At 72.8% G+C, this 10942-nt stretch carries 10 protein-coding genes; 4 read left to right on the top strand and 6 right to left on the bottom strand.

Going from position 1 to position 10942, the window contains the following annotated elements; genetic code table 11:
- Positions 1–19 precede the first annotated feature (19 nt).
- Both G514_RS0120075 and G514_RS28005 read left to right on the top strand, forming a co-directional pair.
- Entirely contained in the window at positions 20–625 is a 606-nt protein-coding gene (locus tag G514_RS0120075; RefSeq protein WP_028653202.1) for an ACT domain-containing protein, read from the top strand.
- Between the two features lie 48 nt (positions 626–673).
- Positions 674–1723: a LacI family DNA-binding transcriptional regulator gene (locus G514_RS28005; RefSeq protein ID WP_157545058.1), complete on the top strand. Its 1050-nt coding sequence runs from the start codon at positions 674–676 to the stop codon at positions 1721–1723.
- Here G514_RS28005 and G514_RS0120065 read toward each other — a convergent pair.
- From G514_RS0120065 to G514_RS0120050, 4 genes are read right to left on the bottom strand one after another with little or no spacing between them, the layout of a single operon-like run.
- The gene (locus tag G514_RS0120065) at positions 1698–3986 is read right to left on the bottom strand and encodes a beta-xylosidase/alpha-l-arabinosidase (RefSeq protein WP_028653201.1); all 2289 of its coding nucleotides are present in this window, start codon (positions 3984–3986) and stop codon (positions 1698–1700) included. The genes G514_RS28005 and G514_RS0120065 overlap by 26 nt on opposite strands.
- A 38-nt stretch (positions 3987–4024) precedes the next feature.
- Positions 4025–4933: a carbohydrate ABC transporter permease gene (locus tag G514_RS0120060; RefSeq protein WP_028653200.1), complete on the bottom strand. Its 909-nt coding sequence runs from the start codon at positions 4931–4933 to the stop codon at positions 4025–4027.
- The gene (locus tag G514_RS28000) at positions 4930–5934 is read right to left on the bottom strand and encodes a carbohydrate ABC transporter permease (protein ID WP_036565590.1); all 1005 of its coding nucleotides are present in this window, start codon (positions 5932–5934) and stop codon (positions 4930–4932) included. Before G514_RS28000 ends, G514_RS0120060 begins: the two co-directional genes overlap by 4 nt.
- Positions 5931–7217: an extracellular solute-binding protein gene (locus tag G514_RS0120050; protein WP_028653199.1), complete on the bottom strand. Its 1287-nt coding sequence runs from the start codon at positions 7215–7217 to the stop codon at positions 5931–5933. The genes G514_RS28000 and G514_RS0120050 overlap by 4 nt, the downstream gene beginning before the upstream one ends.
- A gap of 89 nt (positions 7218–7306) precedes the next feature.
- Between G514_RS0120050 and G514_RS27995 the strand changes: the two genes are divergently transcribed.
- Complete coding sequence (locus tag G514_RS27995; RefSeq protein ID WP_084152249.1) at positions 7307–7990, top strand: polysaccharide deacetylase family protein; 684 nt, start codon at positions 7307–7309, stop codon at positions 7988–7990.
- A gap of 85 nt (positions 7991–8075) precedes the next feature.
- Here the strand turns inward: G514_RS27995 and G514_RS0120040 are convergent, their stop codons facing one another.
- Together G514_RS0120040 and G514_RS0120035 are read right to left on the bottom strand one after the other, a co-directional pair.
- On the bottom strand, positions 8076–8525 hold the full coding sequence (locus tag G514_RS0120040; protein ID WP_028653198.1) for a nitroreductase family deazaflavin-dependent oxidoreductase: 450 nt from the start codon (positions 8523–8525) through the stop codon (positions 8076–8078).
- A gap of 65 nt (positions 8526–8590) precedes the next feature.
- Entirely contained in the window at positions 8591–9877 is a 1287-nt protein-coding gene (locus G514_RS0120035; protein WP_028653197.1) for an MFS transporter, read from the bottom strand.
- Positions 9878–9918: 41 nt separating this feature from the next.
- On the opposite strand from G514_RS0120035, the gene G514_RS0120030 reads away from it, so the two are divergent.
- Positions 9919–10836 (top strand): 1,4-dihydroxy-2-naphthoyl-CoA synthase, encoded by a 918-nt coding sequence (locus tag G514_RS0120030; RefSeq protein WP_028653196.1) that lies wholly within the window; start codon positions 9919–9921, stop codon positions 10834–10836.
- The last annotated feature ends 106 nt before the right edge of the window (positions 10837–10942 follow it).

Here is a 10942-nt window from a genome sequence, read left to right as displayed (position 1 = left end):
GTCGTCTAGCCTCGACTGAGTGCCGTTCCTCCTGCGTGTCGCGCTGCCCGACGTCCCGGGGTCGTTGGGCCGGGTCGCGACCGCGATCGGTGAGGCCGGTGGCGACATCGAGGCCATCGAGATCGTCGAGAAGAACGACGGCCGCGCGATCGACGACGTCCTGCTCGAGATGCACGGCGGCGCGATGCCCGACTCGGTCGTCTCCGCGTGCAACGCCCTCGACGGCGTGCGCGTCATGTGGATCAGCCGCTACGCCGCGGGCGGCAACATCTTCCTCGACCTCGAGGTCGTCGAGGAGCTGACCGCCGACCCGCGCGAGGCCCTCGACCGGGTGGTCGACCTGCTCCCGGTCGCGTTCCGCAGCGACTGGGCGATGCGGGTCCACCGCAGCCAGGGCGTCGTACGCCGCACCGACGCCGCGCCCGAGGACCTGCCGTTCGTCGACATCGAGCAGGCGGCGCGCCTCGAGGTCGACGGCGACGACGTCAACCTCTACGCCGGGGCCCGCATCGACGGCAACAACGTCGTGGTCATCGGCCGTCGCGGCGGCCCGGAGTTCGTGGACTCCGAGCTGGCCCGGCTCGGCCACCTGGTCAGCCTCGCGGCGTCGCTCGCGCGTCCGTAGCCGGTGCGGCACCCCGCGACGAAATCGATTTCCCAGTACGATTCGGGCGTGGCGGCGGGCGAGCGGGTGAAGATGGCCGACGTCGCCCGCGCGGCGGGGGTGTCGGTCGCGACCGTCTCGAAGGTGGTCAACCGCCGCGACGGCATCTCGCAGGCCACGGTCGACCGGGTCCTCGCCGCCGTCGACGAGCTCGGCTACGAGGCCAGCCTCGGCGCGCGCAGCCTGCGCAGCCACCGGACCGACGTGATCGGCGTGCTGGTCGCGGAGTTCGAGCCGTTCAGCACCGAGCTCCTCAAGGGCGTGTCCGAGGCGATCGCCAGCACCGGTTACGAGCTGCTGGCCTGGTCGGGAGGGCACCGCGGCACGAGCGTGGGGTGGGAACGCCGCTCGCTGGCCCGCCTGGGCGGGACGCTGATCGACGGCGCCATCCTGGTCACGCCGACGGTGGTCGATGCGGGCGCCGGCATCCCGGTCGTGGCGATCGACCCCCACACGGGGTCCGCCGACGTGCCGACCGTCGAGTCCGACAACCTCGCCGGGGCGGTCCTGGCCACCGAGCACCTCATCGGCCTCGGGCACCGCCGCATCGCACTGCTGGGCGGGCGCCCCGACCTGGAGTCGGCCCGGCTGCGCGAGCAGGGCTTCCGCACCGCGATGGCCGCGGCCGGCCTCGCCGTCGACGAGTCGATGGTCTGCAACGGCGGCTACCGGCCGGAGACCGCGGAGGGGCCGGCCCGCGAGCTGCTGACCCGGCCCGACCGGCCGACGGCGATCTTCGGCGGCAACGACCTGATGGCGATCCGGACCGTCGAGGTGGCCACCGAGCTGGGGCTGCGGGTGCCCGAGGACGTGTCGGTGATCGGCTTCGACAACGTGCCCGAGTCGGCCGTGCTCACGCCGCCGCTGACCACCGTGCAGCAGCCGCTGCACGCGATGGGTGCCACCGCGCTCGAGCTGCTGGTCGAGATGCTCCGGTCGCCCGACGCGCAGGTCGCCGATGTGCGGCTGCCGACCACCCTGGTCGAGCGCGGGTCGTGCGGCCCGGCCCCCGACGCCGACGCCGACGCCGACGTCAGCTCACGACGACCCGCGTCGTGAGCGGCGCGCCGTCCGGCACCGGGTGCACCGCACCGGTCAGCAGGACGGTCGCCTCGACCTCGTGGTCGTCGCACGAGCGCCCCACCCACACGACGACCTCGCCCGGCTCGACCACGCGCACGCCGTCGCGGCCGGTGAACGCGAGCCGGGCCGGCGGGACGGCGAGCTCCACCACGCGGCTCTCGCCGGGCTCGAGCGGCACGCGGGCGAAGCCGAGCAGCTGGGCGACCGGCCGGGTCACGCTGGCCACCACGTCGCGGCCGTAGAGCTGCACCACGTCCGCGCCCGCGACGTCGCCGGCGTTGGTGACGCGCACCGACACCGTCAGCCCGACGGCGGTCTCCGCGGACGCCGCGACGGCCAGCTCGTCGTGGCGGAACGTCGTGTAGGACAGGCCGAACCCGAACGGCCTGGCCGGGGTGGTGTCGAGGTTGGTCACCTGACCGGGGCCGCCCAGCGCCGGGTGCAGGTAGCCGTAGGGCTGCGCACCGGCCGAGCGGGGGATGCTCACGGGAAGCCGACCCGAGGGGTTGACCCGACCCGAGAGCACCCCCGCCAGGGCCGGTCCGCCCTCCTCGCCGGGGAAGAACGCCTGGACCACGGCGGCGCAGCGGTCCAGGGCCCACCCCACGGCGTACGGGCGGCCGGTCAGGAGGACGAGGACCACCGGTGTGCCGGTGGCCAGCACCTCCTCCACGAGCTGCCGCTGGACGCCCGGGAGCTCGAGGTCGTCGCGGTCGCAGCCCTCCCCGACGGTGCCGCGGCCGAACAGCCCGGCCCGGTCGCCGACCACGACCACGGCGACGTCCGCCTGCTCGGCCGCCGACCGTGCGGCCGCGAAGCCCGAGGTGTCTGCGTCGTCGACCCCGCACCCCGCTGCGTGGCTGACCGCGGTGCCGGCGAGCTCGGCACGGACGGCGTCGAGCACCGTCGGCGCCTCGATCCCCATCGGCGTGCCGGGGTGGTCGGGGAGCACGTGGTTGACGAAGGAGTAGCAGCCGAACAGCGCCTCGGCCGCCGCGGCGTTCGGGCCGAGCACGGCCACACTCGCCCCTGTCCGCAGCGGCAGCGTCCCGTCGTTGGCGAGCAGCACCACCGACTCCTCGGCCAGCTGCCGAGCCAGCCCCCGGTGCTCGGCGTCGTCGAGGTCGACGGCCGCGGGGGGCTCGTCGTCGAACGTCGCGTCGAGCAGGCCCAGCTCGGCCTTCTGGGTCAGCGCGCGGACGAGCGCCCGGTCCACGAGCGCCTGGTCGACCGCGCCGCTGCGCACGGCCTTCGTCAGCGGGCCCAGGAAGGTGTCGCCGGTCGGCAGCTCGACGTCGATCCCCGCCGCGAGGGCCTGGCCGGCGGCGTCGGCCGGATCGGCCGCGACGCCGTGGAGGAGGTGCAGGAAGGCGACGGAGTAGTAGTCGGCCAGCACCGTGCCGTCGAAACCCCACCGCCCGCGCAGCACCCCGGTCAGCAGGTCCGCGTCGCCGGCCGCGGGCACGCCGTCGATCTCGGTGTAGGAGTTCATCACCGACCGGACGCCGGCCTGCACGGCCATCTCGAAAGGCACCATGAACACGTCGGCCAGCTCGCGCGGGCCGGCGTGCAGCGGCGCGAAGTTGCGGCCGGCCTGCGACCCGGAGTAGCCGACGAAGTGCTTGAGCGTGGCGTGGACGCCGGTGGACTGCAGGCCGGTGACGTACGCCGTGCCGATCACGCCGACGACGTACGGGTCCTCGGCGATGCACTCCTCGACCCGCCCCCAGCGCGGGTCGCGGACCACGTCGAGCACCGGCGCCAGGCCGACGTGCACGCCGAGCTCGCGCATCGACCGACCGATCGCGGCTCCCATCCGCTCGACCAGCCCGGGGTCGAAGGAGGCGCCCCACGAGGGCGGCGCCGGGAAGGTGGCGGCCCGCCAGGCCGCCAGCCCGGTGAGGCACTCCTCGTGCACCAGCGCGGGGATGCCCAGCCGGGTCTCGCGCACCAGCCGGCGCTGGAAGTCCCAGAGCCACCGCGCCCGCTCGACCGGGTCGACCGGGTTGGTGCCGTAGGCGCGGGAGAGGTGGCCGAGCCCGTGCCGGCTGAACTCCTCCAGCCCCGGGCCGGTGTCGAAGGAGCCCGCCAGGGGCGCGACGTCGCGGCCGGCGACGTCCTTCTCCCAGTAGCCGACGAGCTGCGCCAGCTTCTCCTCGAGCGTCATCTCCGCCACGAGCGCGCGCACGCGCTCGGCGCTCGACTCGGTGCCGGGGCCGGCGTTGGTCTGGTCGGTCACGTGGGGTCCTTCCGGTGGGTCGCGGTGCGCATGCCAGGTCAGCCCTTCACGGCGCCCTGGAGGCCGCCGACGATGCGCTGCTGCATCGCGAGGAAGAAGACGAGCGCCGGGATCATCGCGACCGTGGTGAACGCGAAGACGCCGGCGGCGTCGGAGGAGTACTGCGAGGAGTAGTCGGCCACCCCGAGCGGCAGCGTCTTCATGTCCCCCTGGAGCAGCAGGAGGGGGAGCAGGTAGGCGTTCCACGACGCCACGAAGGCCAGGACGCCGACCGTCACCGTGCCAGGACCGGAGAGCGGGACCACGACGCGGAAGAAGAACCCGACGCGCGACGCGCCGTCCATCAGCGCGGCCTCCTCGAGCTCGTCGGGGATCGCCATGAGGAACGGCCGCAGGATGACCACGGTGATCGGCAGCGCGAACGCCGCCTGCGGGAGCGCCACCCCCCACCACGTGTTGCCCATCTGGAGGTCGCGGGTGACCAGGATGAACAGCGGGATGATCGCCACGGTGGCCGGGAAGAGCAGCCCGACGAGGAAGGCGACGTAGAGCGTCTCGCGGCCCCGGAAGCGGTAGCGCGCCAGCGGGTAGGCCGCCATGAGGCCGAGCACGACCACCAGCGCCGTGGTGATCACGGCGACGGCCGCCGAGTTCAGCGCGTAGCGCCAGAACGTGCCGCCCGTCAGCACCCGCCGGTAGTTGTCGAGCACCCACGGGTCGGGCAGCCCCGCCGGTGACTCCGCGATCTGCGCGTTGGTCCGGAACCCGCCCAGGACGGCGTAGAGCACGGGGCCGAGGGTCAGCGCGACGACCACGAGCGCTCCGACGTACACCAGCGGCGAGCCGCCTCCCTGTGCCGCCGACGGTCGCGGCCGCTTCCGCGGCCGGAGGTCGCCCGGCGCCGGTACGCCGAGGTCGCGGTCGGGGTCGATCAGGGGGCGGCTCATGCGCCGCCGCCGGCGCGCGCGAGGCGGGTGCGGTCGTGGGTGTCGCGGCGGAGCACGAGCAGCTGGTAGAGCAGGGCGAACACCAGCGCGACCACGAAGAGGATCACCGAGGCCGCCGCCGCGATGCCGTAGTTGTGCCGCTTGGTGCCCTCCGTGACGAGGAACGTCGCCATCGACGTCGTCGAGTTCGCGGGGCCGCCTCCGGTGAGGACCCAGACCATGTCGAAGAGCTGGAGCGAGCCGATCATCGAGAGGAAGGCCCACACCCGCAGCGTCGGCCCCAGCAGCGGGATCGTGATCCAGCGCTGCACCTGCCACCAGCTCGCCCCGTCGATCTGCGCCGCCTCGACGACGTCGGTGGGGATGCCTTGGAGGCCCGCGAGGAAGAGCAGCACGGCCAGGCCGAGGTACTTCCACGTGAGGACGACGAGCACCGTCCAGAGCGCGTAGTCGGGCGTGCCGAGCCAGCCCTGCTCGGGGCCGGCGATGCCGACCGAGGAGAGCAGCGAGTCGATGACGCCGTACTCCGGCTGGAGCAGCTGCAGCCAGACGACGCTCGCGATCACCTCGGCGAGCACGTAGGGGACGAAGACGATCGTGCGGAGCAGGCCCTGCCCGCGGATCCTGCGGTTGAGCAGCAGCGCGATGGCCAGGCCGAGCGGCATCTGCAGCAGCACCGAGCCGACGACGATGAACAGGTTGTGGGTGAAGGCGTCGGTGAAGACCTCGTTGTGCAGCACGGTCGAGTAGTTGTCGAGGCCGACGAAGTCGGTGAGCGGGCCGAACCCCTTCCAGCGGTAGAGCGAGAACTGCGCGGCGCGGATGATCGGCCAGACCACGAAGACGAGGAAGAGGGCGAGCGCCGGACCGACGAAGAACAGCACCTCCAGCGCGGTCCGCAGCGCGCCGCCCGGGGCGCCGGACCGGCGTCGCCGGCCCGGGTGCGCGGCCGGGGCGGAAGGAGCGGCCGCCCCGGCCGCGCGATCGGTGGAGACGGTCACTTCTCCGCGTCAGCGGCTTCCTGCGTGGCGTCCACGATGTCCTGCGGCGAGGCCTCGCCGGCGAACAGCAGCGCGATCTCGTCGTTCATCGCCCCGCCGACGGACTGGCCGAACGCCGTGTCGAAGTAGAGCTGGACGTACGGCGCGCTGTCGCGCACCTCGAGCAGCGCGGCCAGCGCCGGGTCGGAGACCGAGCCGATGGCGGCCGGGTTGGTGGGCAGCCCCATGTCCTTCTCCGCGAAGCCCTGCTGGACCTCGTCGGAGAGCAGGTAGTTCACGAAGTCGACCGCCTCGTCGGGCGCACCCTCGGAGACCGCCCACGCGTCACCGCCGCCGAGCGCCGCGGCCGGGTCGCCCTCGCCGCCGTCGACCGCGGGGAACGGGAACCACCCGAGCTTGTCGCCCAGGCCCACCTTGTCCTCCGTGAGCCCCTGCATCACGCCGGGCTCCCAGTGGCCCTGGAGCTCCATCGCGACCTTGCCGGTCACGAGCAGTCCGGAGGCGCTCGTGGGTCCGGTCTGCGCCTCGGTGGAGAGGAAGCCCTTGTTGAACGGGTCCTGCCCGACGAAGTCCTCGAGGTCCTCACCGGCGCGGACGAAGCACTCGTCGGTGAAGTCGAGGCTGGTCACCGCGTCGGTCAGCACGTCGTGCGAGCACTCGCGCACGGCGAAGTAGTACCAGTAGTGGGCCGCCGGCCACTTGTCGCCGGCGCCGACCGAGATCGGCTCGATGCCGGCCGCCTTGAGCTGCCCGACGACCTGGTCCATCTCGTCCCACGTCGTCGGCATCGCGGTGACGCCGGCCTGGGCGAGGAGGTCCTTGTTGTACCAGAAGCCGACCACGCCGACCGAGAACGGCAGCGCGTAGGTCTTGCCGTCGGTCTGCCAGCCCGCGACCGAGCCGCCGAGCTCGGAGATCACGTCGGCCGACGACTCCGAGAGGTCCTTGGTGAGCCCCGCCTCGACGTGGTCGGCGAGCTCGCCGCCGCCGCGCTCCATGTAGACGTCCGGGGTGTCACCGCTCTGGAACGCCGCGTCGAGCTTGGTCAGCATGTCCTCGTGCTGCATGGCCTCGATCTTGATGTCGACGCCGGGGTGGTCGGACTCGAAGGCCTTGGCCACCTGCTCGTAGTAGGACTTGCCGGGATCGTTGTTGGAGTTGTGCCACCAGGTGATGACGGTCTTGCCGTCGGCGGAGTCGTCCCCGTCGTCGGAGCCGCAGGCGGCCAGCGCGGCGAGCGCCGTGGCCAGCACCAGGGTCGGGATGAACGCGGTCCTCTTCATGGGCGGGCTCCTCATCGGGTGACCTGTTGGTCCAGCACGCTGGCATCTTGCTCTGTCCCTTGTCAATCGTTATCGATAACGTTTTCCGAATGAGGGGTACGACGCCCGAGATGCGCGCGAGCGGCGCGGGGCGCGTCGCGGCGCTCACCTTCGACGACGGTCCGGGCCCGGCCACCGAGCCGCTGCTGGACCTGCTTGCCGAGCACGCGCTGCCCGCGACCTTCTGCCTCGTCGGGGCCAACCTGCGCGGCCGGGACGCGGCCCGGCTGGTGCGGCGGATGGTCGCCGAGGGGCACGTGCTCGCCGACCACGCGATGACCTACGACGACCTCGGGGCGTGGGAGCCCGCCCGGGTCGAGAGCGACCTGTGCGCGACCACGCGCGCGATCCGGGACGCGGCCGGCGACCCGGCGGTGCCGGTGCCGTTCTTCCGCGCGCCCAACGGCGCCTGGGGCTCGTCGGCCGCCGTCGCCGCGAGCCTCGGCATGCGGCCGCTCGCGGTCGCGCACACGATCGACGACTGGCTGACCCAGGACGTCCCGACCCTCGTCGGCCACCTCCGCGCGGCCCTGACGCCGGGCGGGCTGCTGCTCGCGCACGACGGAGGTGGCGACCGTGGTGGCACCGTCGCCGCACTGCGTCAGGTGCTGCCGGAGTGGCTCGCCGACGGCTGGCGCTTCACCCGGCCGGTCGGCTGGGACGCCGGCCGGTCCTGCTCGCCGGGTGCGCGGCCGCAGTCACATCCGTCACAAGTTTCACCGCTCACCCGGTGAAACTGCCGCTGACCGCATGGAGTTCCATCCGGTCAGCTCCAGTTTCACCGGGTACCCGGTGAAACTGCCCGCGAGCGGCCCGCGCCTACCCGACCGGCTCCAGCAGGAACACCGGGATCTCGCGGTCGGTCTTCTCCTGGTACTCGGCGTACGGCGCGTACTGCGCCACGCAGCGCTCCCACCACTCGGCGCGCTCCTCGCCCTCCGCGAGCCGCGCGACGTACGGCTTCGGCTCGGGGCCGTCCTGCAGGTCGACCCGCGGGTTGGCGACGAAGTTGTGGTACCACGTCGGGTGGTCGGGCGCGCCGCCGTACGACGCGACCGCGGCGTAGACGCCGTCCTTCTCGACGCGCATCACGGGGTTCTTGCGCAGCTTGCCGCTCTTGACTCCGACCGAGGTGATCACCACGATCGGCCACTCGGCATGGCCGCGGAGGATGTTGGCCTCGCGGCCGCCGGACCGCTCGTAGGCCTCGACCTGCTCGCGCACCCACTCGGCGGCGCTGGGCTCGTACTCGCCTTCAAGAAGAGTCACGTCCTTCCGGAACCCAGGAGGGCGCGTCCCCATTCCCCCGGACCGTGGGACCGCGGCCCCGCGGATCAGCGCACGCCGCGGATTCGGGTGACGAACACCGAGCCCAGCACGCTCGCGACGAACGCCAGCAGGTAGAGCGCGAGGTAGCCGGTCGAGAACCCGTCGCCCTCCGACTCGACCACGCCGCCCGCGCCCTCGACCACCGCCAGGAGCACGCCGGCGAGCACGGGGGCGAACACCTGCGGCAGCGCGTTGGCGACGTTGATGACGCCGAGGTCCTTGGCGCGGTCGATCGCGGTCGGCAGCACCTCGGTGATGAGCGCGAAGTCGACGGCCGTGTAGATGCCGAACGCGCACCCCATCACGACCGCCGCGGCCAGCGCGGCCGGCCACGACTGGCCGACCCCGAGCAGGACCGCCGCGAAGCCGGACACCACGCCCGACCAGATCACGAACACCTTGCGCCGCCCGAGCCGGTCGCTCCACGCGCCGAAGACGACCGCGGTGAGCACCAGCGTGAGCGCGTAGACGGCGGTCAGCACGAACACGCGGTCCTCGGCCTCGTCGGAGCTGTAGCCGATGACGTCCTGCAGGAAGTAGAGGAGGTAGAGCAGCCCGAGCGCGTTGCCGAGGTTGACCAGGAAGCGGGTCAGCCACGCCCACCCGAAGTCGGGGTGCCGGCGCGGCGAGATCCAGAACGACCGGAGGAAGCGGCGTACGTCGAACGGCGGGCGCGCCTCGACCGGCAGCGGCAGGTCGCGCGACGAGAGCGAGAACGGCACGGCGAGCACGAGCAGGAACGCCGCGATCGCGAGGTAGCCGGCGGCGATGCTCCCGGTCGCCGCGGCGATGCCGGTGCCGGCCACCACGCCGACGGTCTGCGCGACGGCGACGACGCCGCCGATCCGGCCGCGGCGCGCCACCGGCACCTGGTCGGGGATCATCGCGGTGACCGCCGCGAGCATCGCGTTGAGGGCGGCCTGCACGCCGCACCAGCCGAGCAGCATCACCGCGACGTTCGGGGCGACCGACAGCACCAGCAGCGCCGCCGCTCCGCCGAGCGCACCGCCGACGAGCCAGGGAAGTCGCCGGCCGTGGCGCAGCGTCGTGCGGTCGGAGAAGGCGCCGGCCAGCGGGTTGCACACGACCGACACCAGCGCGCCGGCGCCGGTGACCAGCGCGAGCACCTGCTCCTTGTGAGCGGCGCTGAGCTCCTCGGCCTGCTGCGCGAGCAGCACCGAGATCGGGCCGAAGAACCCGGCCCACAGCCCGACACTGGCCAGGGCCAGGAGCGCGACCCAGCGGGTCGGGGGTGCGACGGTCGGCTCCGCCAGGGCCGCCGGTGTGCTCACCCGGTCATCGTGGCAGCGGTCGACCGTTAGCGTGGCGCACCATGAGCGCGATCGACGGAGTGTCGGAGACCTTCGACCCGGAGGCCTGGGACGAGGTGCCCGGCTTCGAGGAACTCACCGATCTCACCTACCACCGCGCGCGGGCGCACGGCACCGTCCGGATCGCCTTCGACCGGCCCGACGTGCTCAACGCCTTCCGCCCGCACACGGTCGACGAGCTGCTGCGCGTCCTCGAGCACGCGCGCACGACCAGCGACGTCGGCTGCGTGCTGCTCACCGGCAACGGGCCGAGCGAGAAGAACGGCAAGTGGGCCTTCTGCACCGGCGGCGACCAGCGGATCCGGGGTCGCACCGGATATCAGTACGCCGAGGGCGAGACCGTCGAGACCGTCGACAAGGCCCGGCTCGGCCGGCTGCACATCCTCGAGTGCCAGCGGCTGATCCGCTTCATGCCCAAGATCGTGATCTGCGTGGTGCCCGGCTGGACGGCCGGCGGCGGCCACTCGCTGCACGTGGTCTGCGACCTCACGCTGGCGAGCGCCGAGGAGGCGCGCTTCAAGCAGACCGATGCCGACGTGGGCTCCTTCGACGGCGGTTTCGGCTCGGCGTACCTCGCCCGCCAGGTCGGCCAGAAGTTCGCGCGCGAGATCTTCTTCCTCGGCCAGGAGTACTCCGCCGAGGACGGCGTGCGGATGGGCGCGGTCAACCGCGCGGTCCCGCACGCCGAGCTCGAGGCGACCGCGCTCGAGTGGGGCCGGATCATCAACGGCAAGAGCCCGACCGCGCAGCGGATGCTGAAGTACTCCTTCAACCTCATCGACGACGGCCTGGTCGGCCAGCAGCTGTTCGCCGGCGAGACCACCCGCCTGGCCTACATGACCGACGAGGCCCAGGAGGGCCGCGACCAGTTCCTCGAGAAGCGCGACCCCGACTGGTCGCCGTACCCCTGGTACTACTGATCCGCCGCGTTTGTGCAGGTCAGGGGCCTGCTGGCGCCTCCTGCGTGGCAGATGCGTGGCAAGAATCGCGATCGAGATGACGCTGTCGTCTCGCCAGGCCCGGCGA

It is taken from the genome of Nocardioides halotolerans DSM 19273, assembly GCF_000422805.1.
GTDB classification, from domain to species: domain Bacteria; phylum Actinomycetota; class Actinomycetes; order Propionibacteriales; family Nocardioidaceae; genus Nocardioides; species Nocardioides halotolerans.
This window is presented reverse-complemented; position numbering and strand designations above follow the sequence as displayed.

What these genes read in the sequence shown, in the direction of transcription:
- G514_RS0120060 (WP_028653200.1), bottom strand. Translation starts at nt 4,933, where the DNA reads ATGAGCCGCCCCCTGATCGACCCCGACCGCGACCTCGGCGTACCGGCG.
- G514_RS0120030 (WP_028653196.1), top strand. Translation starts at nt 9,919, where the DNA reads ATGAGCGCGATCGACGGAGTGTCGGAGACCTTCGACCCGGAGGCCTGG.
- G514_RS27995 (WP_084152249.1), top strand. Translation starts at nt 7,307, where the DNA reads ATGAGGGGTACGACGCCCGAGATGCGCGCGAGCGGCGCGGGGCGCGTC.
- G514_RS0120050 (WP_028653199.1), bottom strand. Translation starts at nt 7,217, where the DNA reads ATGAAGAGGACCGCGTTCATCCCGACCCTGGTGCTGGCCACGGCGCTC.